Origin of the sequence: Denitromonas ohlonensis, from assembly GCF_007625205.1 — a bacterium.
Classification (GTDB): domain Bacteria; phylum Pseudomonadota; class Gammaproteobacteria; order Burkholderiales; family Rhodocyclaceae; genus Nitrogeniibacter; species Nitrogeniibacter ohlonensis.
Genome location: NZ_VMNI01000022.1, coordinates 88,120 through 114,893, shown reverse-complemented (window position 1 = coordinate 114,893; position 26,774 = coordinate 88,120). Strand labels below are relative to the sequence as shown.

Below are 26,774 nucleotides of genomic sequence, written 5' to 3'. Positions count from 1 at the left end.
CGGCGAAAGACTCTTGAGGGTCGGGAGTTCGCGTTCGCAAGATTGGAAAGCTGACGTTGATGCCAATCTGCCGTTGAGCGGCAGGTAACCAATGCATTGCCGCCACTCAATCGACGCAGCGTGGCCGACAGCATTGGCCGAACTACGGTCATCAACAGCTGCTGCGCGGAACCCAGAAAAGCGCCCGGACGAGCTTTTCTGCGTTTTATTTCATCGATCTGAAGCGCAAACGGCCGGGCTGTTTGGCTCAGACCTTACTGCCGGTGATTCCCGACAACATCACACATCGATATTCCGCGCATACAGCGCGTTGTTTTCGATGAACTGGTGGCGGGGTTCGACATGGTCGCCCATCAGGGTAGTGAAGCTCTCGTCGGCGGTGATGGCGTCATCGATTTGCACTTTGAGCAAGCGGCGGACGGGGGGCATGGTGGCTTCCCAGAGCTGCTCGGGGTTCATTTCGCCGAGGCCCTTGTAGCGCTGCTTGCCAAGGTTGCGCTCTACGTCTGAGCGTTCGTCTCGCTGCTCAGCATGGGCCTTGAGTCGCGAACAATTGCCTTATTGGCGGACACTGGACATAAAAGCACCCTATCGCAACTCGTACCAAACGCCCCTGCCTGCGCCGTGCTGATCAAGGTGGCGCTGCTCCACCAATGCCCGTAAATGCTGCTTGAGGGTGTTGCGATTGCTGCCGGTGAGGCGGATCGCGTCGCCCATGGTGATGCGGCCGTGCTCGCGGACGAACTCGACAATTTGAAGTGACAACTCAGGTAGCGAAGCTAGTACGAGTTTTTCGCGCTCGACCTTGCGGTTGAGGCGACGAACTTGCTCGGCCAAAGCTCGCAGGAAGAAGTTCAACCACGGTTGCCAATTGGGCGCGTTGCTGCGGATCGTGCCTTGGGTTTGCCGCAGGGCGAGGTAGTAGGCCTCCTTGCTTTGCTCGATGATGCTTTCCAGCGAACTGTACGGCACGTAGGCGTAGCCGGCTTGCAAGAGCAACAGTGTGGTGAGGACACGACTGAGTCGTCCGTTGCCGTCCTGAAACGGATGGATCTCGAGAAAGACGACGACCCAGATGCCGATCAACAGCAGCGGGTGAAATCGCGCCGAATCGCTTTCATCATTGAACCAAGTGATCAACTCGGTCATCAGGGCCGGCGTATCGAATGGCGTCGCGGTAGCGAAGACGACACCCAACTGCTTGCCGTCTTCGTCGAAAGCCACCACGCTGTTGGTGGAGGTCTTGTAGTTGCCCCGGTGCCAGGCATCCTTCTCGCTGTAGGCCAGGAGGTCGCGGTGAAGTTGCTTGATGTGGTTTTCGGTAAGTGTGATGTCCTGCCAGGACGAAAACACCAGTTCCATGATTTCGGCGTAGCCGGCCACTTCTTGTTCGTCCCGGGTCGCGAAAGACTTGATCTGCAGCTTCGACAGCAGTCGCTCAACGTCGCGATCGGAGAGGCGGCTGCCCTCGATGCGTGTGGAAGAGCCGATGCTCTCAATGGTGGCAACCCGTCGCAATGCGGATAGCCGGTCGGGTGCGAGCGTGCCGAGCGCACGCCACGCGCCCTTGAACTCATCGATACCGGCGATGAGACTCAGGATCTCTGGCGTTATCTGAATGGCGTTCGAGGGAATCATGGGTGCCAATACTACACCCATTAACACCCATTTAAACAGCGCCCTGGAATGTCCCGACGCTCCAGGGCGCTGCCGGGCAGCAGCCGAAGTATCCAACGCAGTAAAGCTCCCGGAGGAGCTTTACTGCGTTTTATTTCATCGACCTGTAGCGCAAATGGCCGGACGGTTTGGCTCAGGCCTTAGCGCTGATGATTCCCGACAACATCACACGTCGATATTCCGCGCATACAGCGCGTTGTTTTCGATGAACTGGCGGCGGGGTTCGACGTGGTCGCCCATCAGGGTGGTGAAGATTTCATCCGCGGCGATGGCGTCGTCGATCTGCACTTTGAGCAGGCGGCGGACGGTGGGGTCCATGGTGGTTTCCCAGAGCTGCTCGGGGTTCATTTCGCCGAGGCCTTTGTAGCGCTGCTTGCCGAGGTTGCGTTCGACTTCGGCAAGCAACCAGCGGATGGCTTTGCCGAAGCTGATGGCGGGTTGTTGTTTGTCGCCGCGTTCGATGATGGCACCGGTGGTGATGAGGCCGGCGATGGCTTCGGCGGCGGTGCGGATCTGGGCGTAGTCGCCGGAGATGAGGAAGTCTTCTTCGAGCGTGGCGTACTTGAGGTTGCCGTGGTACATGCGCTCGATGGCGAGGCGCCAGGCTTCGGCTTCTTCGTTGTACTCGGCGCGCACGGTGACGGCGCCCGACAGGTGCGGCGTGAGGGCGGCGGCGCTGGCGTTGGCGGCGGCTTCGTCTTCAAGGCTGACGGCGACGTTGCGCTCGAGCATGGCGTGCAGCACGTCGGGTTCGATGTAGCCGGCGAGGCGGTTGATGACGGCTTCGGCGAGCAGGTAGTTGCGGGCGAGTTCGGCCAGGGCGTTGCCGCTGATCGGGTCGGCGCCTTCGGCCGGGATGAGCGCGGCGCCGTCGAGGGCGAGCTTGAGCAGGTGGGCATTGAGCTCGGTGTCGTCCTTGATGTAGCGCTCGGACTTGCCGTGCTTGATTTTGTAGAGCGGCGGCTGGGCGATGTAGATGTGGCCGCGCTCGACCAGCTCGGGCATCTGGCGATAGAAGAAGGTGAGCAGCAGGGTGCGGATGTGGGCGCCGTCGACGTCGGCGTCGGTCATGATGATGATGCGGTGGTAGCGCAGCTTCTCGGGTTTGAACTCTTCCTTGCCGATGCCGGTGCCGAGCGCGGTGATGAGCGTGGCGATCTGTTCGGAGGAGATGAGCTTGTCGAAGCGGGCCTTTTCGACGTTGAGCACCTTGCCGCGCAGCGGCAGGATGGCCTGGAATTTACGGTCGCGACCCTGCTTGGCGGAGCCGCCGGCGGAGTCACCCTCGACGATGTAGATTTCGCACTTGGCGGGGTCTTTTTCCTGGCAGTCGGCGAGCTTGCCGGGCATGCCGACGCCGTCGAGCAGGCCTTTGCGGCGGGTCATTTCGCGCGCCTTGCGGGCGGCGTCGCGGGCGCGGGCGGCTTCGACGATCTTGCCGCAGATGGTCTTGGCGTCGATGGGGTTTTCGAGCAGGTAGTCGGCCAGCTTGGCGGCCACGACTTCTTCGACCGCCGGGCGCGCTTCGGAGGAGACCAGTTTCATCTTGGTCTGCGAGGCGAACTTGGGATCGGGCATTTTGACCGACAACACGCAGGCGAGGCCTTCGCGCATGTCGTCACCGGAGATGACGACCTTGGCCTTGCGGGCGATGTCGTTTTCTTCGATGTATTTGTTGATGACGCGGGTCATGGCCGCGCGCAGGCCGGTGAGGTGGGTGCCGCCGTCGGACTGCGGGATGTTGTTGGTGAAGCACAACACCTGTTCGGCGTAGCTGTCGTTCCATTGCATGGCGACTTCGACGGAGACTTCGATGTCGTGGTCGGTGCCGTTGGAGGTTTTGGCGGTGCCCTCCGAGTAGAACACGGTGGGATGCAGCACGGTCTTGGACCGGTTGATGTAGTCGACAAAGCCGCGCACGCCGCCGGCAAAGGCGAAGTCTTCTTCTTTGTTGATGCGCTGGTCGATCAGGCGGATGCGCACGCCGTTGTTGAGGAAGGACAGCTCGCGCAGGCGCTTGGCGATGATCTCGTAGTGGAACTCGACCGCGCCGAAGATTTCTTCATCGGCCATGAAGTGCAGCTCGGTGCCGTTTTTGGCGGATTCGCCAACCACCTTGAGCGGCGACACTTCGATGCCATTGACCGTTTCGATGATGCGGTCGGCGGCCTTGCCGCGCTGGAACTCCATGAAGTGCTTTTTGCCGTCGCGACGGATGGTCAGGCGCAGCCACTTGGACAGGGCATTGACGCAGGACACGCCCACGCCGTGCAGACCGCCAGACACCTTGTAGCTGTTTTGGTTGAACTTGCCGCCGGCGTGCAGCACGCACATGACGATCTCGGCGGCCGAGCGCTTGGGCTCGTGCTTGTCGTCCAGCTTGACGCCCACCGGGATGCCGCGGCCGTTGTCGGTGACGGAAATGGAGTTGTCGGTGTGGATGGTGACGAGGATGTCGTCGCAGTAGCCCGCCAGGGCTTCGTCAATGGCGTTATCGACCACTTCGAAAACCATGTGATGCAAACCGGTGCCGTCGGAGGTGTCACCGATGTACATGCCGGGGCGCTTGCGCACGGCCTCCAGACCTTCGAGCTGCTGGATGCTGGATTCGTCGTAGCCGCCCTGCGGCGTGTTCTGCGATTCGGACATAGGATTCTCTTCACTCCGGAGCACCTGGGGCGCCCCTCAATACTCATCAGACTGCTAGGTGCGCCCGGTGGGGCGCGATGCCATCGACAGGGCCAACGCCCTCGATGGCTGACAGACCGACTGGCGCGCCGTTTGTGTCGGCGCGCCAGTGCCCGTCAAATTCTCATCGGCATCACGACATACTTGAAGGCGTCGTTGCCGGGCAGCGAAATCAGCGCGCTGGAGTTGCCGTCGTTGAGGCGCACCAGCACGTCGTCGCTCGATACGTTGTTGAGCACGTCGAGCAGATAGGTGACGTTGAAGCCGATATCGAGGCCATCGCCTTCGTAGTCGATCTCGAGCTCTTCTTGCGCTTCTTCTTGCTCGGCGTTGGTGCTGAGGATCTTCAGGCTGCCACTCGACAGGACGATGCGCACACCACGGAATTTCTCGTTGGTGAGAATCGCCACGCGCGACAGCGCCGCATGCAGCGGCTGACGGGCCAGACGAAGCTCTTTGGGGTGGTTTTGCGGGATGACGCGCTCGTAGTCGGGGAACTTGCCATCCACCAGCTTGGAGATGAGCTCGACATCGCCAAAACGGAACACGATCTGGTTGCCGGCGATGATGATTTCGAGCGGCTCGTCGCTGTCGGAGAGCTGGCGGGCGAGTTCGAGCACCGTCTTGCGCGGCAGGATCACGTCGGTGCGCGGGTAGTTGCCCTCGATTTCACTCTCGATGTAGGCGAGGCGGTGGCCGTCGGTGGCGACCATGCGCAGGGTGGAGCCGTCGACCATGGTGAGCAGGCCGTTGAGGTAGTAGCGGATGTCCTGCTGGGCCATGGCGTACTGCACCAGCGCGAGCTGCTTTTTGAAGGCGCGCTGCGACACGGTAAAGCGCACGCCTTCGTCTTCGGCCACGGTGAGGCGCGGGTAGTCGGCCGCCGGCAGGGTCTGCAGCTGAAAGCGGCTGCGGCCGGCCTTGACGGTCATGCGGCTCTCGTCGAGCGACAGGGCAATGTCGGTGTCGCCGGGCAGCGCACGCAGAATGTCCTGCAGCTTGCGCGCGGCCACGGTGATGTTCAGGTCGTCCGGCCCGCCGGTGACGATGGCGGTGGTGCGGATCTGGATTTCGATGTCGGTCGCCAGCAGGGTGAGGCGGTCACCGTGCTTTTCGATCAGCACATTGGACAGGATCGGCAGGGTGTGGCGCTTCTCCACAATGCCGGACACCGACTGGAGTGGGCCAAGCAGAGCATCCCGGGTGGTGGTCAGCAGTTGCATCGTCGTTCAATCTCCGTGAATCGGGTTCTTGTTATATCGCATCGGCATTTTAGCCGCGCAGGACCTGCGTCAGCACGTGCAGGTCGTGGTTGAGTTGGGTGTCGTTCCGGCGCAATTCTGCGATGGTACGGCATGCATGTAACACGGTTGTGTGATCGCGCCCGCCGAAGGCATCGCCAATGGCCGGCAGGCTCATCGGGGTCAGATCCTTGGCCAGCGCCATGGCCACCTGGCGCGGCCGGGCGATGACCCGGGTGCGCTTCTTGGAGTGCATGTCGGCAACCTTGATCTTGAAGTAATCGGCCACGGTCTTCTGGATATGCTCGATGGTCAGCTGCCGGTTGTGGGCATTGAGCAAGTCCTTGAGCGCCTCCTTGGCCACATCGAGTGTGATCTGCTTGCTGTGGAAGCGGGCAAAGGCCACGACCTTGGTCAGCGCGCCTTCGAGTTCGCGCACGTTGGCGCGCAGGTTCTTGGCGATCAGGAAAGCGACATCGTCGCACAGCGTAATGCTATGGCTATCGGCCTTTTTCTTGAGAATGGCCACGCGCATTTCCAGCTCGGGCGGCTCGATCTGCACGGTGAGGCCCCAGTCGAAGCGCGAGATCAGCCGGTCTTCCAGCCCCTGGATATCCTTGGGGTAGGTGTCGCAGGTGATGATGATCTGCTTCTTTGCCTCGGTGAGCGCGTTGAAGGCATGGAAGAACTCTTCCTGCGTGCGGTTCTTGTTATTGAAGAACTGGATGTCGTCGATCATCAGCACGTCGAGCGAGCGGTAGTAACGCTTGAAGACGTCGAAGCTCTTCTGCTGATAGGCGCGCACCACGTCGGCGTAGTAGTCCTCGGCGTGCACATACCGAATGATCGACTTGGGATTGCGCCGGAACACCTCGTTGCCGAGGGCGTGAATCAAGTGGGTTTTACCGAGGCCGACGCCGCCATACACAAACAGCGGGTTGTAGGACACGCCGGGGTTGTCGGCCACCTGCATGGCCGCCGCACGCGCCAGATCGTTGGCGCGGCCGGTGACCAGAGTGTCAAACGTAAAATCGGGGTTCAGCCGGGTCTTGTCGTAGGCACTGGTCGAAGCGGCCGGCGCACGACGGGGCGACTCTGCCCGGGGCGGTTCAGCAACCGGTGCCGAACTTGCGGCGGCCGGCGGCGTCGCTGGTGCGCTGGCCGAGGCCGGGGAGGGCGCGGCCTTTGCGGCCGACGCAGTCACCGGCCGACGCACGGCCTCACCATTGACCGGCAGCGTCAGCGCCACTTCGGTGGGCGCACCAAAAAACTCTTCGCCCAGTTCGCCAATGCGCCGCACATAGCGCTCACGCACCCACTGCAATACGAACCGGTTGGGGGCGACCAAGTGAACGGCCGGCGCAGCCGTATCCGTCCCGGCGTCATCATCGGCGCGCAGGGCTTTGATCCAGGTGGTGAATTGCTGAGGCGGCAACTCCCCCTGAAGACGGGTCAAGCAGAAGGTCCAGAAATCTTGCGTCACAGGCTTTGGCGGGTCACATCGAGTAGGAACATGGTCCGTGGTCAGCCGGGGATACCGGGACGCCACGGCCGTTCTCTGTTTTTCGGGAGTGCCGCCGCCGGTTTCTGACGAACCGATTGCGAGGGAGGCTCGGCGGGCAAAGGACGATTCTACCCCGCTACGCGAGACTTATCCACAAGGCCGTCCAAAAAGAATCGTTGACAAAACAAGGTGATTAGGTTGAAATTCTTCGTTTGACTTAACACTTGGCTAGTCAACATGAAACGTACTTACCAACCCTCCGTTATTAAGCGCAAGCGCACCCATGGCTTTCTGGTTCGCATGCGTACCCGCGGTGGTCGCGCCGTGATCCGTGCCCGTCGGGCCAAAGGTCGTCACCGCCTCGCCGTCTAAGGTGGGCGACCAGTCGCCGGATGTCGATCAGGCTGATCACCATTTCCGCGACGCTTACCGATTGCGAAAAACGGATGAGTATTCATCCGTTTTTGCATTTAAGCGCGCGATAAAAGGTCGCTACCTGATCGTGCATTTCCGCCCCAATGGCGGAGATACCGCCCGCCTTGGCGTGGTGGTGGCAAAAAAACTTGCTCGGCGCGCGGTTGAGCGCAACCGCATCAAACGCGTCGTGCGCGAGGGATTTCGCCTGCAACGTGGCACACTACCGGCGCTGGACATGATCGTTCGGCTACATCGGCCACTGAAAGATGCCACGCGCACCAGCGTGCACGAGGATCTCTCTGGCCTGCTGAGGCGACTACCGGGATGAAATCACTCTTGCTGGCCCTGCTCAAGGTCTATCGCTACGCGATCAGCCCCATGCTGGGCAGCAATTGCCGATTCGTCCCCAGTTGCTCGGAATACGCGGTCGAAGCCATCAATCGTTACGGCGCCTTGCGCGGTAGCTGGCTGGCGACCAAGCGGGTATCGCGCTGTCACCCCTGGTGCAACGGCGGTCACGACCCGGTTCCCTAACCTGCTAACTACGGTCTCGTTTCGATGGACAATCGTCGCCTCATCCTGCTTACGATCTTCGCCTTCTCCATTTTCATGCTGTGGGACGGCTGGGGAAAGTACACCAATCCGCCGGTCGCCCAGGTCGCCAGCAATCAAGCCGGCGGCGCAGCCAGCACCGATGCGAGCATTCCTAAGGCACGCACGCAACTCAGCGCCGACGGCAGCGTACCGGTTGACGCGGTCAGCAGCAGCGGCGGCGCAGCCCCCACACTTACCGTTCGCACCGACTCCGTGCTGGCGCAAATCTCCGCCGACGGTGGTGACATCGTCCGCCTGGAGCTCACGCGCCACAAAGCCACGGCCGACAAGACCAAGAATTACGTCCTGCTCGATAACGGCACCCGCCATATCTACGCTGCGCAGTCCGGCCTGACCGGCCAGGGCCTGCCCAACCACAAGACACGCTTCACCCTGCCAGAAGGCGAGCAGGTGATGGCCGCCGATGCCAAGACGCTCACCGTGCGCCTGGACGCACCGACTGATAACGGCATCAATGTCAGCAAACTGCTGACCTTCCATCGCGACAGCTACATCATCGACGTGGCCTACGAGATCAGCAACGGTAGCGACGCACCGGTGCGCACCGATGCCTACTTCCAGTTCCAGCGCGACGGTGAAGCCGCCGAAACGACCGAAGCCATGGGCGTGAGCACCTTCACCGGCCCGGCCTTCTATACCGATGCGCTCAAGTTCCAGAAAGTGAGCTTTGAAGACATCGCCGACGGCAGCGCCAAGTTCGCCAAGAAGGACGACAACGGCTGGGTGGCAATGGTGCAGCACTACTTCGTCAGCGCCTTCCTGCCCGAACAAGGCGTGGCGCGCGAGTACTTCGCGCGCAAGATCAACGACCGCCTCTACACCGCCGGCACCATCCTGCCCGTCGACGAGATCGCCCCTGGCGCCACCGCCACGGTCAGCACCCGCCTCTACGCCGGCCCGCAGGAACAGGAACACCTCGAAGCCATCGCCCCGGGTCTCGACCTGGTGGTCGACTACGGCTGGCTGACGGTCATCGCCGCACCGCTGTTCTGGGTGCTGCAGTGGTTCCATAACCTGACCGGCAACTGGGGCTGGGCCATCATCCTGGTCACGATCTGCCTGAAGCTGATCTTCTTCCCGCTCTCCGCCGCGTCCTACAAGTCGATGGCCAAGATGCGCACCCTGGGCCCGCGCCTGCAGCGGCTCAAGGAGCAGCATGGCGACGACAAGGTGCGCATGCAGAAGGAGATGATGGAGATCTACAAGAAAGAGAAGATCAACCCGCTCGGCGGCTGCCTGCCGATCGTGGTGCAGATCCCGGTCTTCATCGCGCTGTACTGGGTGCTGCTCGGCAGCGTCGAAATGCGCCAGGCGCCCTGGCTGGGCTGGATCACCGACCTGTCGGTGAAAGACCCGTACTTCATCCTGCCGATCATCATGGGTGCCACCATGCTGATCCAGATGCGCCTCAACCCGACGCCGCCGGACCCCATGCAGGCCAAGGTCATGATGGCCATGCCGATCGTGTTCACCTTCATGTTCCTGTTCTTCCCGGCCGGTCTGGTGCTGTACTGGGTGGTTAACAACACTCTGTCGATCGCCCAGCAGTGGCAGATCACCAAGATGATCGAAAGTGGGCAGAAGACCTGACATCATCACCGCTGTCGCCACCGCGCCTGGGCGTGGTGGCGTCGGCATTGTTCGCATCTCCGGCCCCGACCTCAGTTCGCTGGCCGCGACGCTTGGCAACGGAAAACTGCCTCCGCCACGCCAAGCCATCTTCGGGTCATTTCATGACAGCGACGGCCGTCTGATCGACGAAGGCCTGCTGCTGTACTTTCCCGCGCCGCACTCCTTCACCGGCGAAGACGTCATCGAAATGCAAGGCCATGGCGGCCCGGTCGTCATGCAACTGCTGCTGGCGCGCGCCCTGTCGCTCGGCGCCCGACTCGCTGAACCCGGCGAATTTACCCAGCGCGCCTTTCTCAATGACAAGATGGACCTGGCGCAGGCCGAGGCGGTGGCAGATCTCATCGAGGCCTCCACGGTCGCCGCGGCTCGCTCCGCCGTGCGCTCGCTCAGTGGCGTGTTCTCGGATGCCATTGGCGACGTACGCGACCGGCTCATCGACCTGCGCATGCTGGTCGAGGCCACCCTCGATTTCCCCGAAGAAGAGATCGATTTTCTCGCCGCCGCACGCGCGGTCGAACGCATGCAGGCCATCGCCGCCGCGCTGCGCGACATTCTCGACCGCGCCGAGCAAGGCGCGCTGCTTCGACAAGGTCTGCACGTCGTGTTGGTGGGCCAGCCCAATGTCGGCAAGTCCAGCCTGCTCAATCAGCTGGCCGGCCATGAACGCGCCATCGTCACCGATATCGCCGGCACCACTCGCGACGCACTTAAGGAAACCATCCAGCTCGCCGGCATCCCGCTGCACATCATCGACACCGCCGGCCTGCGCGACACCGGCGACACCGTCGAACGGATCGGCATCGAACGGACATGGAAAGAAATCGAAGATGCCGATGTCATCGTTCGCATTGTCGACGCGCGTTACGGTATCACCTCGGAAGATGAAGGCATCGATGCACGCCTGCCATCCGGCGTGCCGCGCATTACCGTCGAAAACAAGTGCGACCTGGCTCAGCTCGACACACAACTGACGGAGACCGACCAAAGCACCCGGATTCGACTCTCCGCAAAAACGGGCGACGGTATTACGTTGCTGCGTGAGCATTTGCTCAAACTTGCGGGGTGGCACCCGCACAGCGAAGATGTGTTTTTTGCGCGGAAGCGCCACCTCGGCGCCTTGTCCTCAGCGCTTGCTCATGTTGAAACGGCCCTCGAACAAAACCATGCACTTGAACTGATGGCAGAGGAGCTACGCCAAAGTCACGATGCTTTGGGCGAAATTACGGGTGAGTTCACACCCGACGATTTGCTCGGCGAAATATTCTCCCGCTTCTGTATCGGAAAGTAGCGCAAAACATCGCGTCCGCACTCCGGTTCCACGTGAAACAAACTCCCTCTCATGACTGATGCCCTCTGGCTTCTTCTAGGCGCCGGCGCCTTCTTTGCCGGTTTTGTCGATGCTGTCGTCGGCGGCGGCGGACTCATCCAGATACCCCTGCTGTTTTCGAGCCTGCCGCAACATGCGCCCGCAACGCTTTTCGGTACCAACAAGATCGCCAGCATCGTGGGCACGGCGAGTGCTGCTGTTCAGTACGCACGACGCGTACGCATTGATTTCCGAATCGTCCTGCCCGGGGCTGCGGCCGCTCTTATTGGTGCCTGGTTTGGCGCCAAGTCGGTAGCGCTGCTCGACCCGACACTCGTCCGACCGCTCGTCCTCTCATTGTTGATCGCCGTCGCCATCTACACCTACCTGCGTCCCAACTTTGGCACTGACGCCGGCGCACCACTACCCCTCGCCACCACACGCCTCAGGATTGCGATCATCGGTGTCACCATCGGCTTCTACGACGGCTTCTTCGGCCCTGGCACGGGAAGTTTTTTCATCTTTCTGTTCATCCGCGCCCTGCACATGGATTTCCTGCAGGCTTCGGCATCCGCCAAAATCCTCAATTTTTCTACCAATCTCGCCGCGATCAGTTTCTTCGCGGGCACCGGCGCCATTCTCTGGAAAGTCGGTCTGCTGATGGCCGCGTGTAATCTTGCTGGCGCTGTCACGGGCAGCAGCATGGCACTCAAGCACGGCACCCGTTTTGTTCGACGTTTTTTCCTGGCGGTCGTGAGCGCGCTGATCGCCAAGATGGCGTGGGACATGATCGGCACCAACTGACACACGCTCCATTTGTTTCACGTGGAACGCGGCGGGCCTAGAGCCCCCCCCAAGGTGTTAAAATCACAGGCCTTTTTTAATCCATTGGATGGGGATGCCATGCAAGGTCTTCATCTCATTGCCGATCTGTACCACTGCGACTGCGACCCTGCCGTCTTGCTTGATCGGAATGTCCTCGAAACGCGCTGCGTCAATTTCTGCAAAGAAGCCGGTCTCACACCGCTTGGCGCCTACTTTTACCAGTTCACGCACGACGACGGCGAAAAGGCCGGCGTTACCGGCACCGTCGTTTTGGCCGAGTCACACGTCGCCATTCACACCTGGCCCGAGACCAACGCCGTGACGCTCGACGTCTACGTCTGCAACTTCTCTCGCGACAACAGCGATCGTGCGCGCGCGGTCTACCAGCACCTGATCGATTTGTTGCAGCCCGGCGAGATGATCGAGAAAGATGTCATGCGCGGCGAACTGCCCACATCGGCCTGAGCAAGGAATCTTCGCGCGATGTCATCTGACAACGATCGGCTGATCGAAGCCCTGAACGAAAACGCCGGCCACTACCTCAAAAGCGGCCGGCTCATCGAAGCGGGCGACACGCCGTTTCAGTCTTACGAGGTCTGGGATACCCCTCAGTTCGGGCGACTGTTTCGACTCGATGGCTTCTTCATGACCTCGGAAGGCGATGAGTTTTTCTATCATGAGAACCTCATCCATGTACCGAGCATCGGCCAGATCGACCCCCGCCGCGCCTTGATCATCGGCGGCGGCGACGGCGGCTCCGCTGATGAGTTGTTCAAGCATCCAACGATGGAGAAGATCACGCTGGTCGAACTCGACGAGAAGGTTGTCGATATCGCCCGTCGCCACCTGCCCAAGGTTCACAACGGCGCCCTCGACGACCCCCGCCTCGATCTGCAGATCGCGGACGGTCTGGCCTACGTTCGCACCACCGCCCCTGCGGCCGGCGAGCGCTTCGACCTCATCGTGCTCGATCTCACCGATCCGATCGGCCCCGCCGAAGCCCTCTACACCGAAGCCTTCTTTGCCGACTGCAAGCGCCTGCTGAGCGATCAAGGTGCGCTCTCACTGCATCTGGGCGCCCCGGTATTTCAAGGCGAGCGGGTGGCCATGCTGGTCACACGCTTGCGTCAGGTGTTCGACATCGTCAGGCCGCACTTCCACTACATTCCCTTGTACGGCAGCTTGTGGGGCATGGCCTGTGCGTCGGACCACATCGACCCGCTAAGCCTCAGCCCGGCCGAGGTCGACCAGCGTCTTCTGTCGCGCAGCATCCAGCAACTCCAGTATTACAACGGCGACACCCACCGGGCGGCATTTGCCCAGCCCAACTACATTCGACAGTGCCTCACACCATGACCCCATTCGACCGCAAGCCCAGACGCGCCCCCATGCCGCCGCCGCCGCCCCTGGCCGTGGATAGCCTGGCCTTCGCGATCGATCAGTCCGCCGGGCTCATTGAAGGCGTCATTGAGGGCAAAGCCCTCACCGAAATGATGACGCAGGCTCGCCTCACCGATCTGCCCCGCCCCGTGCGCGGCGCCATTCTCGACCTGACCTACAGCACGCTGCGCGAGTATGGCAAAGGCGACGCCGTGCTCAAGCGCTTGCTCTCCAAACCGCTGCCGACACGACTGCACGCCATCCTCCTCGTTGCCATTCATCGCCTGGCCGCGCGCCCCGACACTGCGCACACCGTTGTCGACCAGGCCGTCACCGCCATAGGCGCGATCGCGCCCGGGCTTCGGCCCGTCGCCAACGGCGTGCTGCGCAACTTCCTGCGCCAGCAAGCCACATTCGAGCAGGCGCTGGCCGGGGACGCCGCCAGTCGCTATCAACACCCCGACTGGTGGATTCAAAAGCTCCAGAAGCGCCTGCCTGATCAATGGATCACCGTGCTGGCCGCGGGCAATCAACACCCGCCCATGTCGCTGCGCGCCAATCTGCGACAAGGCACACTCGACGACGCCTCCGATCGCCTGCGCAGCGCGGGCATCGCCCACCGCGTCCTCGACAACGGTGCCTTGCTGCTCGACACGCCGGTGCCCGTCGACCAGATCCCCGACTTCTTTGAAGGCCGATACTCGGTTCAGGATGCCGGCGCGCAATGGGCCGCCCAGTGGCTGGCGCCGCGCCCTGGCGACCGCGTGCTCGACGCCTGCGCCGCGCCGGGTGGCAAGAGCGCCCATCTGCTCGAGACCGCAGACATCGCCCTGACCGCGCTCGAACTCGATCCGATCCGCGCCCGGCGAATCGATGACACGCTCAGCCGACTCGGCCTGAAGGCCGAAGTCCTCATCGGCGACAGCCGCGACCCTGATCAGTGGTGGGACGGTCAAGCCTTCGACCGAATCCTCGCCGACGTCCCATGCTCCGCCTCCGGTGTCGCCCGTCGCCACCCCGACATCAAATGGCTACGGCGTGCCACCGACATCGCCGGCTTTGCCGCCCAGCAAGCAGACATCCTGCATGCGCTGTGGCGCACCCTCGCCCCCGGTGGCACAATGCTCTACGTGACCTGCTCGGTGTTTGACGAGGAAAACAGCGACCAGATCGCCCGATTCTGCGCCAGCCACCCCGATGCCAAACGGGTCGCCATCCAAGGCCGAATGGAGCACAAGCTGCTGCCCGATGCTGAACACGACGGCTTTTACTACGCCTTGCTCGAAAAGGCGCGTTGATCTCCCTTTGCTGCTCCGTGCAATCGGCCTGGCGCTGTGCCTGCTCGTCTTGCCGGCACAGGCCAGCGAGGCACCGCGTATCGCCTACGGCGAGATCCAGCTAGAAAACGCCGACTATGTCATCAACGCCGACATTGAACTGACGCTCAACCCGCGGGTGGAAGACGCGATTCGCCATGGCATCGCGGTGTATTTCGTCCTCGAAGCGAGCATCGAATCACCCCGCTGGTACTGGCTCGACAAATCCCTGGTCAGCGAATCGCTCAGCTATCGCCTCACCTATCACGCGCTCACCCGCAGCTTCCGGCTGGCCATTGGCAACTTCCATCAAAGTTTCGATAGCCTCGATGCGGCGGTTCGCACCATGACGCGCGTACGCCGCTGGCGCGTCGCCGGCATCGACACGCTCGAGCCCGGACAGTCCTACAAGGTCACCCTGCGCTTTCGCCTCGACACCGACCTGCTGCCCCGGCCGTTCAAGGTCTCCGCACTCGGCAGCCGGGACTGGTCCATCGACACCGAAGAGATGAGCTGGATCTTCCTCACCGCCGGCCGGGCCGCACCATGAAGCGCATTGCCTTCACCGTCGCCGCTGCGCTTGCCGCGATCTCGCTGTTCCTGCTCGCCAGCGCCACCGCGAACACCGACATGTTCGCCGACAGTTATCCCTACCTGCTGGCGCTCAACGGCTTCATCGCCGTCGCGCTGGCCGGCCTGGTCACGGTGCAGGTCCGCCAGTTGCTGGCCGATCGCCGAGCCAAGGTGTTCGGCTCGCAACTCAAGCTCCGGCTGCTCACCTTCTTTGCGCTGATGGCCATCGTGCCGGGCGTCATGATCTACACCGTCTCGCTGCAGTTCGTCGTACGCAGTATCGAAACCTGGTTCGACGTCCGCGTCGATGCGGCGCTCGAAGGCGGCATCGCCCTCGGCCAGACCTCGCTCGACTACCTCGGCCGGCAACTTCAGGGCCACGCCAGCGATATGGCGCTGAGCCTGTCCGACTCGCCGGCGCTCGCTGCCTCCCGTCTCAATCGCCTGCGCGAACAGGCCGGCGTTGACAGCGCCACCTTGTTCTCCGGTGGCGGCCGGATCCAGGCGACCGCCTCCAACTCCGTCACCACGCTACTACCCGCCTTGCCCAACACCGACCAGATGCGCCAGGCCCGCAACGGTCAGCGCACGCTGTTTGTCGATTCAGACCCCGAAGGCCGGATCGAGCTGCGGGTCATCGTTCCGATCCCGAATCGGAGCATTACCGATGAACCGACCTACCTGCAGCTCATCCAGCCGGTGCCCGAGTCCATCAGCCGCCATGCCAACGCCGTGCAGACCGCGTATCGCGACTATCAACAACTCTCGCTCGGGCGCGACGGCCTCAAGCGCATCTACAGCCTCACGCTGACGCTATCGCTGCTGCTGGCGCTGCTCGCCGCCATCGCGATCGCCTTCGTCCTCGCGCGCAAGCTCTCCAAACCCCTGATCATTCTGGCGCAGGGCACCGAGGCCGTGGCCCAGGGCGACTTCAGCCCACGCCGCGCCTTGCCCGCGCATGACGAACTCGGGGTGCTCACCCAATCCTTCAATCAGATGACCCGCCAGCTCGACGAGGCGCGCGCGCTCGCCGAGCGCAACCGGGCGGCGGTCGAAGCCGCGCGAAGCTATCTCGAAAGCGTGCTGGCCAACCTGTCCGCCGGCGTGCTGGCCTTTTCGCCCGACGGCACCCTGCGCGCGGCCAACCGGGGGGCGACCGAAATTCTCGACGACCCGCTCGACGGCTATGAAGACATCACCATCGCCGACTGGCCCGAACACATCGAATTCCGTGACACTCTCGTCGCCGCCTTGGCGGGCGAAGACGCCGACTGGCAACAACAGATCGAGATGCGCGCCTCCGACGGCGGCGAAAAGACCCTGCTCATCCATGGCACCGCGCTACCGCAGGCCGCCGGCGGCGGCACGGTGGTGGTCTTTGATGACATCTCGCACCTCATAGCCGTCGAACGCACCGCCGCCTGGGCAGAGGTTGCCCGCCGGCTCGCTCACGAGATCAAGAACCCGCTCACGCCCATTCAGCTGTCCGCCGAGCGCCTCGCCATGAAGCTCGCGCCGCGCCTCGACGACGACGGCCGCAACATGCTCGAGCGCGCCACCGGCACCATCGTCAGCCAGGTCGAAGCGATGAAGAATCTGGTCAACGCCTTCCGTGACTACGCACGCCTCCCCGCACCGGTACTCGCATCGCTGGACCTCAACGCGCTTGTCCGCGAAGTGCTCGCCCTCTACGATGGCGCACCGGTGCGTATCGAACCCGACCTGCAAGCCGGCCTGCCGGCCGTGCAGGGCGACGCCGCCCAGCTCCGTCAGGTGATCCACAATTTGCTGCAAAATGCCGAAGACGCGCTGACCGAACACCCGGCCGCGCACATCGTGATCCGCTCCAGCCTGCGCGACAACGGTCGCATTCGGCTGAGTGTGCGCGATAATGGACCCGGGTTTCCCGGCGACATGCTCAGCCGCGCATTCGAACCCTATTTCACCACCAAGGCCCGCGGTACCGGCCTGGGTCTGGCCATCGTCAAGAAAATCATCGACGAACACGGCGGCGACATCCGCCTGATCAACCACGAAGACGGCGGCGCCGAAGTGCGTGTTCATCTGCGCCCCGCCATCACGGAAAAACGCTGACACCATGCCATCCATCCTGATCGTCGACGACGAAGTCGGCATCCGCGAACTGCTCTCAGAGATTCTGCGCGACGAGGGCTACACCGTTCGACTGGCCGAGAACGCCGCCAGCGCTCGCGCCGCCCGCCACGCCAACCGGCCCGATCTGGTGTTGCTGGACATCTGGATGCCAGATGCCGACGGCATTTCCTTGCTCAAGGAATGGTCGGCCAACGGCCAGCTCAACATGCCTGTCATCATGATGTCGGGCCACGGCACCATCGACACCGCCGTTGAAGCGACCCGCATCGGCGCCATCGACTATCTCGAAAAGCCCATCGGCCTGCAAAAACTGCTCGCCGCCATCAAGCGGGCGCTGACCGCCCAACCCAGTGGCGGCATCAAGACGGTCGCGGCGCTGACGCTTGACGCCTTTCCGCGCTCAACCGTCCTGCGCGACCTCAAAAAGCAGCTCGAACAGATCACCGCGCGCTCCCGCCACCTGCTGCTGCGGGTCGGCAGTGGCTCTCTGGCCGAACTCACCGCGCGCAGCCTGCCCGGCCGCCGCAGCGACGCCTGGCTCGACCTGAGCGCCATCAGCGGCCCCCTGGATGTCGAACTCCTGCAAAAACACCAGGGCGGGGCGGTGTACATCGCCGAACTGTCGCGCCTCTCCAAGCCACAGCAAAAGAACCTCGCGTTTGCACTCGAGCGCCTCGAGCGCTACGACTTGCACCTCGTTGCCGCCACCGACCAAAGCGCCGACAGCCTCGAAGCCGCCGGCTGGGACACCGCGCTGCTGCACCGACTATTCGAGATCAGCCTGCCGGTGCCGTCCGTGGCGGACGTCCGCGACGACGTCCCCGATCTGGCGCAGCAGCTGCTGGTGCATCTGGTCGAAGCCGGCGAGGTGCCCAACCGGAAGCTCAGCACCGCGGCCCTCAATGTCTTGCGCACTCATGCCTGGCCGGGCGGCTATAGCGAATTGCGCGCCGCCGTCCGCTCACTGGCGCTGGGCACGCTCGAGGAAAGCATCGAGCACCAGGACGTGCATCGCATGCTCGACCCCCAGCCCGCCGCCGCGGGCCTGCAACTCGATCTGCCGCTGCGCGAGGCGCGCGAGGCCTTCGAACGCATCTACTTCGACTATCACCTGCGCCTCGAGAACGGCAACATGACGCGCCTCGCCGAAAAGACCGGCCTGGAACGCACGCACCTCTACCGCAAACTCAAGCAACTCGGCATACAAACCGGTCGGCGGAACGAGAACGCATGATCTTGCGCAGATTGTGCGCCGCACAAAAACTTGGCCATCGCTCAGACAAAGGGCGTAGAATCGGCCCAACTTTCGCACTGGTTCAGCGACTCGACACGTGAAAATCATTCTCCTCGGCGCAGGACAGGTCGGCGCTTCGGTGGCCGAAAACCTGGTCTCGGAAGCCAACGACATCACCATGGTCGACACCGATGCCGACCACCTGGCCACCTTGCGAGACCGACTCGATCTGCGCACCGTCTGCGGCAACGCGGCCTCGCCCTCGGTGCTCAAGGAAGCGGGCGCCGACGACGCCGATCTGCTGATCGCCGTCACCCAGTCCGACCAGACCAATCTGTGCGCCTGCCGCATTGCCCGCACCCTGTTCAACCTGCCCACCCGCATCGCGCGGCTGCGCTCATCGGACTTCGTCGACCACCCGGAACTGCTGAGTCTGGATAACTTCGCGGTCGATTTCTCGATCTGCCCCGAGCAGATCGTCACCGACTACATCCGCCGGCTGATCGAGTTCCCCGAAGCCCTGCAGGTGGTCGACTTCGCCGACGGCGCACTGAGCCTGATCGCCGTGCGCGCCTTTGAAGGCGGCCCGCTGGTGGGCCACCCGATCAAGGCGCTGCGCTATCACATGCCCAACATCGAAGTGCGCGTCTCGGCCATCTACCGCGACGGCGAGCCGATCATTCCCGAGGGCGACACCTTCATCAAGCCGGGCGACGAAGTCTTCTGCCTGGCCGCCTCCGCCAATATCCGCCGGGTCATGCGCGAGCTGACCCATGTCGACCGCCCGATGCGCCGCATCATGATCGCCGGCGGCGGCAACATCGGCCTGCGTCTGGCCCGCGCCATCGAAAAAGACTACGAGGTCAAAGTCCTCGAATACGACAAGCGCCGCGCCGAGATGATCGCCATCGAGCTGAACGACACCCTGGTGCTGCGCGGCGACTCGACCGACGAGAATCTGCTCGAGAACGAAAACATCGACGAAATGGACATGTTCGTCGCGCTGACCAACGACGAGGAAGACAACATCATGTCCGCCTCGCTGGCCAAGCGCATGGGCGCACGCCGCACCCTGGCCCTGATCAACCGCAAGTCCTATGTGGATCTGGTGCAGGGCGGCCATATCGACATCGCCATCTCGCCGGCACAGACCTCCATCGGCTCGCTGCTGGCACATGTCCGCCGTGGTGACGTGGTGGCGGTGCACAGCCTGCGCCGCGGCGCGGCCGAGGCGCTGGAGATCATCGCCCACGGCGACGAGAAGAACTCCAAGGTGGTCGGCCGCGCCATCGAAGACATCCGCCTTCCGCGCGGCGCCACCATTGGCGCGATCGTGCGCATGGAAGACGTCACCGACGACTCGCCCGGCCGCCCCACCGTGCTGATGGCCCACCACGACACCGTGATCAAGCCCGAAGACCACCTGATCGTCTTCTGTACGTCCAAGAAGCTCGTGCGACAAGTCGAGAAGCTGTTCCAGGTCGACTTCTCGTTCTTCTGAGCGACGCGCTGTCACGTGATTTTGTCCATGCTCCCGACCCATCCGCTGCCGCCGGCCCGCCGCTAAGATGCAGCGCTATTTCCCGGTACTCAATCCGCTCGGCCTGATCATCCTGATCTTCAGCCTGCTGATGGGCATTCCGCTGTCGGTGTCCTGGCTGCACGCCGACAACGCGCTCACCGCTTACGACGAATCCATCTTCATCACCTTCGCTTTTGGCTTGCTGCTGTGGGCAACGACGCGCAGCCGAAAGCGCGACCTGCGGGTGCGCGACGGCTTTTTGCTGGTCGTCCTGACCTGGGTGGCGCTGCCCGTGTTCGCCGCGCTGCCCCTGTGGCTCTACGTGCCGGACATGTCCTTCACCGACGCCTATTTCGAGGCCACCTCCGGGCTGACCGCCACCGGCGCCACGGTCATGTCGGGCCTCGACAACCTGCCGATCTCAATCAACTTCTGGCGCACCTTCCTGCACTGGATCGGCGGCATGGGCGTGATCGTACTGGCGGTGGCGATTCTCCCGCTGCTCGGCATCGGTGGCCGGCAGATGTTCAAGGCCGAGACCCCGGGCCCGATGAAAGAATCCAGCCTCACGCCGCGCATTGCCGAGACCGCCAAGGGCCTGTGGGTGGTCTATCTGCTGCTGACCGTTGCCTGTACGAGCAGCCTCACTGCGGTCGGCATGGAGTTCTGGGATGCGCTGATGCATGCCTTCTCGATCATGGGGCTGGGCGGATTTTCAACCAAGGACGCCAGCCTCGGGCATTTCAACAGTGTGCCCATCGAGCTGGTGGCAATGAGCTTTGCCTTGCTCTCCGGCATCAACTTCGCCACCCACTTCATGGCCTTGCGCCAGCGCTCGCCCAAGGCCTACCTCAAGGACCCGGAGCTGCCCTTCTACTTCGGCGTCCTTACCGTCAGCATCATCGCGCTCAGCCTGTATCTGAGCACCTTCAACGTGTACGACGGCTTCGCCAACACGCTGCGCTACGTCGCCTTTCACACCATTTCGCTGTCGACTTCGCTAGGTTTCGCCACCTCCGACTACACCTTCTGGCCGATGTTTGCGCAGCTGTGGATCCTGTTTCTGGGCAGCTTCATCGCCTGCTCCGGCTCCACCGGCGGCGGCATCAAGCTGATGCGCGCCATCATTCTGTACAAGCAGGTGTTCCGCGAGGTGGTCCGCGCTATCCACCCCAGCGCGATCAAGCCGGTGCGACTCGGCAAGGCGCAGATCACCGACAAGATCCTGCACGCGGTGCTGGCCTTCAGCTTCATCTACATGGTCACCATCGTCTCGCTGACTCTGGTGCTGTCGGCCACCGGGCTGGAGCTGATCACCGCCTTCTCCGCCGTGATCGCCTGCCTCAACAACACCGGCCCCGGCCTCAACGCGGTCGGCCCGGCCAGCACCTATGCCGTGCTCACCGACTTCCAGACCTGGGTCTGTGCCTTCGCCATGCTGCTGGGCCGCCTCGAGTTGTTCACCCTGATCGTCGTCCTGACGCCCGCGTTCTGGCGTAAATAAGCCCCACACGCCCCGCATGAACGCCCGAAGCTACGCCCCGGTCATTGGTGCATTCGGTCTGATCACGATGATCTTTGGCCTGATGATGGGCTTTCCGCTGGCGGTCTCGTTCTTTCTGCACGACGGCGCGACCACCGCCTACGACGCGTCCATCCTCATCACCTTCGGCGTCGGCCTGGCCCTGTGGTACGGCGCACGACACTCCGGCCGCGACCTGCGCACCCGCGACGGCTTTCTGCTGGTCAGCGCCACCTGGCTGATTCTGCCGGTCTTCGCCATGCTTCCGCTGGTCCTGTACCTCCCGGAGCTGTCGCTGACCGACGGCTACTTCGAGGCCGCCTCCGGGCTGACCACCACCGGCGCCACCGTGCTGTCCGGCCTCGATCAGCTCCCCCTGTCGATCAACCTGTGGCGCTGTTTTCTGCACTGGATTGGCGGCATGGGCGTGATCGTGCTTGTGGTGGCGATTCTGCCGCTGCTGGGTATCGGCGGCCGGCAGATGTTCAGCGCCGAGGCGCCGGGCCCGATGAAGGAGTCCAGCCTCACCCCGCGCATCACCGAGACCGCCAAAGCCCTGTGGGTCACCTACGCCGCCCTCACGCTGGCCTGCGGCATCGCCCTGTGGCTGGCCGGCATGCCAGGCTGGGAGGCACTGATCCATGCCTTTTCAGTGATGGGCCTGGGCGGCTTCTCGTCTTGGGACAACTCCATCGCCCACTACGACAGCACGCTGATCGAAGGCGTCATCATCGTCTTCGCCTGCGCCGCCGGCCTGAACTTTGCCACCCACTACCGGGCCCTGCACAAACGGAGTCTGACGCCCTACCGAGAGGACACCGAGGTCGGCTTCTTCGCGCTGGTTGTGCTTGGCAGCATCCTCATGCTCACCGCCTTCCTGATGGCGCAGCCCGCGCCCATGACGCTGCCCACCACGCTGCGCCATGTTGCCTTCCAGGTGGTGTCGATTTCCACCTCGCTCGGCCTGGCCAGCACCGACTACGGTACCTGGCCGATGTTCAGCCAGTTGTGGCTGCTCTTTTTGTGCAGCTTCGTCACCTGCTCCGGCTCCACCGGCGGCGGCATCAAGATGGTGCGCGCGATCATCCTCTACAAGCAGGTGTTTCGTGAGATCACCCTCGCCCTGCATCCGGCCGCCGTGCGCCCGGTCAAGCTCGGCCGGGCGGTGGTGCCCAACACCATCCTGCACGCGGTGCTGGCCTTCGGCTTCATCTACATGGTCAGCATCATCATCCTGACCCTCCTGCTCGGCGGCAGCGGCCTGGAGATAGTCACCGCCTTCTCGGCGGTCATTGCCTGCATCAACAACACGGGGCCAGGCATGAACGCCCTCGGCCCGGCCGGCAACTACGCCGTACTCACCGACTTCCAGACCTGGGTCTGCGCGATCGCCATGATCATCGGCCGACTCGAAGTATTTACCCTGCTGGTGGTCCTCACGCCGACCTTCTGGCGCAAGTAATCGGCACGAATTTGACGCCATCGGTGTGCGTCTGGCGTCAAAAACCGGATAATCGCCTATTGACCGATTCAAGACGAACAAGGACACCTTCGTGAGCCCCTTGCGCAATGACACTTTCCTGCGCGCGCTGATGCGCCAACCCACCGACTACACCCCGCTGTGGCTGATGCGCCAGGCCGGCCGCTATCTGCCCGAATATTGCGAAACCCGCAAGCGCGCCGGCAGCTTCCTGCAGCTGTGCAAGAGCCCGTCCATGGCCTGCGAGGTCACGCTGCAACCGCTGGATCGCTTCCCGCTCGACGCCGCCATTCTGTTCTCCGACATTCTCACCGTCCCCGACGCCATGGGCCTCGGCCTGTACTTCGCCGAAGGCGAGGGCCCGCGCTTTGAGCGCCCGCTGCGTGACGAAGCCGCCATCAAGGCGCTGCACGCCCCCGATCCGCACGGCGAGCTGCGTTACGTGGTCGACGCCGTCTCCGAAATCCGCCGCGCGCTCGACGGCCGTGTGCCACTGATCGGCTTCTCCGGCAGCCCCTGGACGCTGGCCTGCTACATGGTCGAAGGCGCCTCCTCGCGCGATTACCAGCACATCAAGACCTTGGCCTACACCCGCCCGGATCTGCTGCACCACATCCTCGACATCACCACCGAAGCGGTCATTGCCTACCTCAACGCCCAGATCGCCGCCGGCGCGCAAGCCGTGATGGTGTTCGACTCCTGGGGCGGGGTGTTGTCGCATGCCGCGTATCGCGAGTTTTCGCTGCAATACATGGAACGCATCGTCGCCGGCCTGACCAAGGAAGCCGACGGCCGCCGCGTGCCCAACATCGTGTTCACCAAGGGCGGTGGCCTGTGGCTGGAATCGATCGCGGCCATCGGCTGCGACGGCGTCGGCCTCGACTGGACCATCGACATCGGCGAAGCGCGCCAGCGCGTCGGCGACAAGGTCGCCCTGCAAGGCAACATCGACCCGTCCATCCTGTTCGGCACCCCCGACACCATCGCCATGGAAGCCCGCCGCGTGCTCGACTCCTTCGGCCCGCACGCCGGCCATGTGTTCAACCTCGGCCACGGCATCTCGCAATTCACGCCGCCCGAAAACGTCAGCGTGCTGGTCGACACCGTCCACCAATACAGCCGACAGCTGCGGCAATCGGCTTGACGCCACGCGCCCTGGTCGGCATGCCGGCCAGGGCGCGCAGTCTCAGGAAAAACCCTGGGGCGTCAAGCCGAATAATCGTGTTTTCGGGGTTGACTTATACACAAGATCCACACTGCACCCTAAAAGTGCGACTCTTGGTAGATGGCATTTGCATTACAAGCTAATTTATTGATTTACAAAGAATTTTGCGGTTTATTTGTCTGGCTGACGGTTTTCATGCCTCGGCGAATCAAGGGCTTAGGCGGCATTTCCCCGTATTGCTCACAAAGTTATCCACAGGTTTTGTGAGCAAGCCGCGAATGCGTTTTCTCGGCAAGGGTTTAGTCGCTTTTCCCAGACTCATTCTCTAGAACATCACGTAAACCATTGTTTTAAATGGTTTTGATGAAAACAGGCATCGCTTTTAATGAGCATCGTTCGCGTTGCGATCCCTGTCCCGGTTCCGCAACTCTTTGATTACACGTGTGATCATGCCGTCCTGACCGATGTCGGCCGCTGTGTTCGGGTGCGCTTCGGCCGCCGGATCGAGACCGGCGTCATCGTCGAACTGCCGGCCACCAGCGACATCTCGCCGGCCCGCCTGAGACCCGTCGAACAGATCCTGCGTGACACCCCGGCGATGAGCGCCGACTGGCTGGCGCTGACCCGTTTCGTCGCCCGCTACTACCACGCCCCGGTGGGCGAAGTCATGGCGCTGGCGCTGCCGCCCGAGCTTCGCCGCGCCACGACGGTCGACATCCGTGACGATGACCCCCTGCTGGCACTCACCCCCGCCGGCCACACCGCACTGAACGAAGGCGGCCGCCCCTCCAAGGCCCGGCGTCATCTCGCCGCGCTGGTCGAAGCCGGCCCGACCCGCAAATCGGTCGCCCGCCAATGGCCCGATGGCGACGCCACCGCCGACCTATTACGCCGCCAGTGGGTGTATCCGGCCGCACCCGCCAACCCGGCGCTGACGCCGCCCAAGCTGCCGACGCTGACCGACGAGCAAAGCGCCGTTCTCGAGGCCATCACCACCGCCAAACCGGGCTTTTTCCCGGTCTTGCTGCAAGGCGTGACCGGCGCCGGCAAGACCGAGGTCTATCTGCGTCTGGCCGAGCGCAGCCTGGCCGAGGGCAAAACGGTGCTGATGATGGTGCCGGAGATCGCCCTCACCCCGCAGTTCGAGTCTCGCATCACCGAACGCTTTCCGCATGCTCGCATCGTCGCGCTGCATTCCGGCGCCGGCGACATGGCCCGCTCTCGCGGTTTTTTGCGCGCCCTCGAAGGCGACGCCGACATCGTGCTCGGCACCCGGCTGTCGGTGTTCACGCCCCTGCCACGGCTCGGCCTGATCATCGTCGACGAAGAGCACGACCCCTCCTACAAGCAACAGGAAGGCGTGCGCTACTCGGCGCGCGATGTCGCCGTCTGGCGCGCGCATCATCAAGCCGTGCCCATCGTGCTCGGCACGGCCACGCCCTCGCTCGAAAGCTGGCGTCATGCCACCGACGGCCGCTACCGTCACCTGCGCCTCACCCGCCGCGCCGTGGCCGCGCAGATGCCGACCGTACGCCTCATCGACACCCGCCGCGCCAAACTCGACGGCGGCCTGTCCAAGCCGCTGATCGAGGCCATCGGGCAGCGCCTGGCGCGCAAGGAACAGAGCCTCATTTTTCTCAACCGGCGCGGCTTCGCCCCGGTGCTGGCCTGCCCGTCCTGCGAATGGGTGAGTGCCTGCCCGCATTGCGCCGCCAACCGGGTGGTACACCTCAAGGATAAGCGCCTGCGATGTCATCACTGCGGCTTCGACAGCCCGATTCCCATCGCCTGTCCGGACTGCGGCGAGCAGGACTTGCAACCGCTCGGGCGCGGCACGCAAAAACTCGAAGTCCATCTGACCGAGCGCTTCCCGGACGCGCGTGTACTGCGGGTCGATCGTGACGTGGCCCGCACGCGCAGCGACTGGCTGGCGCTGTTGGCCAAAATCCATGCCGGCGAGGCCGACATCCTGGTCGGCACCCAAATGATGGCCAAGGGGCACGACTTTGAACGCCTGACGCTGGTCGGCGTGGTCGGCGCGGACGCCGCGCTCTACGCCTCGGATTTTCGCGCGCCGGAGCGTCTGTTCCAGCAGCTGATGCAGGTCGGTGGGCGGGCCGGGCGCAGCCACCTCGCCGGCGAAGTGCTGATCCAGACCGAGTTCGGCGATCATCCGCTGTTCCAGTGTCTCAAGCGCCAGGACGCCGACGCCTTTGCCCGCCTCGCACTTGACGAGCGCCGTCAGGCCGGCTTTCCGCCCTTCACCTTCCAGGCCATGCTCGGCGCCGACGCGCCGCAACTCGAAGACGCCATCGCCTTCCTGCAACGCGCGCGCGACGACGCGATGGCCGACCTGCCAGCCGCGCTGATGCTCTACGACCCGGTACCCATGCGCATGCACCGGCTGGCCCGACGCGAACGTGCGCAGCTGCTGGTCGAATCGACCGAGCGCGCCGCGCTGCAACAGTTTCTCGGGGTGTGGGTGCCGCGCCTGTATCGCCTGCCGGCTGGTCGCGAGCTGCGCTGGCGGGTGGATGTGGATCCGCTGGACGTCTAGCCCGG

21 protein-coding genes and 1 pseudogene are annotated in these 26,774 nt (G+C 63.3%); 17 read left to right on the top strand and 5 right to left on the bottom strand.

The genetic code is table 11. The features are described from left to right. Positions 1–279 precede the first annotated feature (279 nt). The 5 genes and pseudogenes from FHP89_RS19585 to dnaA form a co-directional block, all read right to left on the bottom strand. Positions 280–510, bottom strand: a pseudogene (locus FHP89_RS19585) (hypothetical protein); the annotation flags it as partial. Between the two features lie 78 nt (positions 511–588). After that, positions 589–1,638, bottom strand: coding sequence for a Fic family protein (locus FHP89_RS19580; RefSeq protein WP_144176143.1), 1,050 nt, complete (start codon positions 1,636–1,638; stop codon positions 589–591). A gap of 204 nt (positions 1,639–1,842) precedes the next feature. Further along, the gene (gyrB, locus tag FHP89_RS19575) at positions 1,843–4,326 is read right to left on the bottom strand and encodes a DNA topoisomerase (ATP-hydrolyzing) subunit B (protein WP_144176142.1); all 2,484 of its coding nucleotides are present in this window, start codon (positions 4,324–4,326) and stop codon (positions 1,843–1,845) included. A gap of 155 nt (positions 4,327–4,481) precedes the next feature. Next, positions 4,482–5,588: a DNA polymerase III subunit beta gene (gene dnaN / locus FHP89_RS19570; RefSeq protein WP_144176141.1), complete on the bottom strand. Its 1,107-nt coding sequence runs from the start codon at positions 5,586–5,588 to the stop codon at positions 4,482–4,484. A 49-nt stretch (positions 5,589–5,637) separates the two neighbouring features. Beyond that, positions 5,638–7,089, bottom strand: a complete 1,452-nt coding sequence (gene dnaA / locus FHP89_RS19565) for a chromosomal replication initiator protein DnaA (RefSeq protein ID WP_144176140.1) — start codon at positions 7,087–7,089, stop codon at positions 5,638–5,640. A gap of 258 nt (positions 7,090–7,347) precedes the next feature. On the opposite strand from dnaA, the gene rpmH reads away from it, so the two are divergent. The 17 genes from rpmH (at position 7,348) to FHP89_RS19485 (ending at position 26,769) form a co-directional block, all read left to right on the top strand. Beyond that, positions 7,348–7,482: a 50S ribosomal protein L34 gene (rpmH, locus tag FHP89_RS19560; protein WP_144176139.1), complete on the top strand. Its 135-nt coding sequence runs from the start codon at positions 7,348–7,350 to the stop codon at positions 7,480–7,482. Position 7,483: 1 nt separating this feature from the next. Further along, positions 7,484–7,855: a ribonuclease P protein component gene (gene rnpA / locus FHP89_RS19555; RefSeq protein WP_144176138.1), complete on the top strand. Its 372-nt coding sequence runs from the start codon at positions 7,484–7,486 to the stop codon at positions 7,853–7,855. Continuing rightward, positions 7,852–8,061, top strand: coding sequence for a membrane protein insertion efficiency factor YidD (yidD, locus tag FHP89_RS19550; RefSeq protein WP_144176137.1), 210 nt, complete (start codon positions 7,852–7,854; stop codon positions 8,059–8,061). Before rnpA ends, yidD begins: the two co-directional genes overlap by 4 nt. A 24-nt stretch (positions 8,062–8,085) precedes the next feature. Beyond that, positions 8,086–9,732: a membrane protein insertase YidC gene (gene yidC / locus FHP89_RS19545; protein ID WP_144176136.1), complete on the top strand. Its 1,647-nt coding sequence runs from the start codon at positions 8,086–8,088 to the stop codon at positions 9,730–9,732. Further along, positions 9,716–11,062: a tRNA uridine-5-carboxymethylaminomethyl(34) synthesis GTPase MnmE gene (mnmE, locus tag FHP89_RS19540; protein ID WP_144176135.1), complete on the top strand. Its 1,347-nt coding sequence runs from the start codon at positions 9,716–9,718 to the stop codon at positions 11,060–11,062. The genes yidC and mnmE overlap by 17 nt, the downstream gene beginning before the upstream one ends. 51 nt (positions 11,063–11,113) lie before the next feature. Then, entirely contained in the window at positions 11,114–11,884 is a 771-nt protein-coding gene (locus FHP89_RS19535) for a sulfite exporter TauE/SafE family protein (protein WP_144176134.1), read from the top strand. A gap of 21 nt (positions 11,885–11,905) precedes the next feature. Beyond that, positions 11,906–12,370: an adenosylmethionine decarboxylase gene (gene speD, locus FHP89_RS21110; RefSeq protein ID WP_260851686.1), complete on the top strand. Its 465-nt coding sequence runs from the start codon at positions 11,906–11,908 to the stop codon at positions 12,368–12,370. Positions 12,371–12,388: 18 nt separating this feature from the next. Continuing rightward, positions 12,389–13,261 carry a polyamine aminopropyltransferase gene (gene speE, locus FHP89_RS19530; protein ID WP_222105454.1) on the top strand — a complete coding sequence of 291 codons (873 nt, stop codon included), beginning with the start codon at positions 12,389–12,391 and terminating at the stop codon, positions 13,259–13,261. Beyond that, the gene (gene rsmB, locus FHP89_RS19525) at positions 13,258–14,583 is read left to right on the top strand and encodes a 16S rRNA (cytosine(967)-C(5))-methyltransferase RsmB (RefSeq protein ID WP_260851685.1); all 1,326 of its coding nucleotides are present in this window, start codon (positions 13,258–13,260) and stop codon (positions 14,581–14,583) included. Before speE ends, rsmB begins: the two co-directional genes overlap by 4 nt. A 7-nt stretch (positions 14,584–14,590) precedes the next feature. Then, positions 14,591–15,151, top strand: a complete 561-nt coding sequence (locus tag FHP89_RS19520) for a DUF4390 domain-containing protein (protein ID WP_260851684.1) — start codon at positions 14,591–14,593, stop codon at positions 15,149–15,151. Continuing rightward, complete coding sequence (locus tag FHP89_RS19515; RefSeq protein WP_144176132.1) at positions 15,148–17,268, top strand: sensor histidine kinase; 2,121 nt, start codon at positions 15,148–15,150, stop codon at positions 17,266–17,268. Before FHP89_RS19520 ends, FHP89_RS19515 begins: the two co-directional genes overlap by 4 nt. A gap of 4 nt (positions 17,269–17,272) precedes the next feature. Further along, positions 17,273–18,523: a sigma-54-dependent transcriptional regulator gene (locus FHP89_RS19510; protein WP_144176131.1), complete on the top strand. Its 1,251-nt coding sequence runs from the start codon at positions 17,273–17,275 to the stop codon at positions 18,521–18,523. A gap of 97 nt (positions 18,524–18,620) precedes the next feature. Then, positions 18,621–20,024, top strand: a complete 1,404-nt coding sequence (trkA, locus tag FHP89_RS19505) for a Trk system potassium transporter TrkA (protein WP_144176130.1) — start codon at positions 18,621–18,623, stop codon at positions 20,022–20,024. Positions 20,025–20,091: 67 nt separating this feature from the next. Then, on the top strand, positions 20,092–21,549 hold the full coding sequence (locus FHP89_RS19500) for a TrkH family potassium uptake protein (RefSeq protein WP_144176129.1): 1,458 nt from the start codon (positions 20,092–20,094) through the stop codon (positions 21,547–21,549). Between the two features lie 16 nt (positions 21,550–21,565). Next, positions 21,566–23,029, top strand: a complete 1,464-nt coding sequence (locus FHP89_RS19495) for a TrkH family potassium uptake protein (protein WP_144176128.1) — start codon at positions 21,566–21,568, stop codon at positions 23,027–23,029. Between the two features lie 91 nt (positions 23,030–23,120). Continuing rightward, a complete protein-coding gene (gene hemE, locus FHP89_RS19490) occupies positions 23,121–24,191 on the top strand; it encodes a uroporphyrinogen decarboxylase (RefSeq protein ID WP_144176127.1) in 1,071 nt (356 codons plus the stop codon). A gap of 406 nt (positions 24,192–24,597) precedes the next feature. Next, on the top strand, positions 24,598–26,769 hold the full coding sequence (locus FHP89_RS19485; protein WP_144176126.1) for a primosomal protein N': 2,172 nt from the start codon (positions 24,598–24,600) through the stop codon (positions 26,767–26,769). Positions 26,770–26,774: the final 5 nt, after the last annotated feature.

What these genes read in the sequence shown, in the direction of transcription:
- gyrB (WP_144176142.1), bottom strand. Translation starts at nt 4,326, where the DNA reads ATGTCCGAATCGCAGAACACGCCGCAGGGCGGCTACGACGAATCCAGC.
- FHP89_RS19510 (WP_144176131.1), top strand. Translation starts at nt 17,273, where the DNA reads ATGCCATCCATCCTGATCGTCGACGACGAAGTCGGCATCCGCGAACTG.
- FHP89_RS19495 (WP_144176128.1), top strand. Translation starts at nt 21,566, where the DNA reads ATGAACGCCCGAAGCTACGCCCCGGTCATTGGTGCATTCGGTCTGATC.
- rsmB (WP_260851685.1), top strand. Translation starts at nt 13,258, where the DNA reads ATGACCCCATTCGACCGCAAGCCCAGACGCGCCCCCATGCCGCCGCCG.
- rpmH (WP_144176139.1), top strand. Translation starts at nt 7,348, where the DNA reads ATGAAACGTACTTACCAACCCTCCGTTATTAAGCGCAAGCGCACCCAT.
- yidD (WP_144176137.1), top strand. Translation starts at nt 7,852, where the DNA reads ATGAAATCACTCTTGCTGGCCCTGCTCAAGGTCTATCGCTACGCGATC.
- yidC (WP_144176136.1), top strand. Translation starts at nt 8,086, where the DNA reads ATGGACAATCGTCGCCTCATCCTGCTTACGATCTTCGCCTTCTCCATT.
- speE (WP_222105454.1), top strand. Translation starts at nt 12,389, where the DNA reads ATGTCATCTGACAACGATCGGCTGATCGAAGCCCTGAACGAAAACGCC.
- FHP89_RS19535 (WP_144176134.1), top strand. Translation starts at nt 11,114, where the DNA reads ATGACTGATGCCCTCTGGCTTCTTCTAGGCGCCGGCGCCTTCTTTGCC.
- FHP89_RS19515 (WP_144176132.1), top strand. Translation starts at nt 15,148, where the DNA reads ATGAAGCGCATTGCCTTCACCGTCGCCGCTGCGCTTGCCGCGATCTCG.
- FHP89_RS19500 (WP_144176129.1), top strand. Translation starts at nt 20,092, where the DNA reads ATGCAGCGCTATTTCCCGGTACTCAATCCGCTCGGCCTGATCATCCTG.
- FHP89_RS19485 (WP_144176126.1), top strand. Translation starts at nt 24,598, where the DNA reads ATGAGCATCGTTCGCGTTGCGATCCCTGTCCCGGTTCCGCAACTCTTT.
- FHP89_RS19580 (WP_144176143.1), bottom strand. Translation starts at nt 1,638, where the DNA reads ATGATTCCCTCGAACGCCATTCAGATAACGCCAGAGATCCTGAGTCTC.
- dnaN (WP_144176141.1), bottom strand. Translation starts at nt 5,588, where the DNA reads ATGCAACTGCTGACCACCACCCGGGATGCTCTGCTTGGCCCACTCCAG.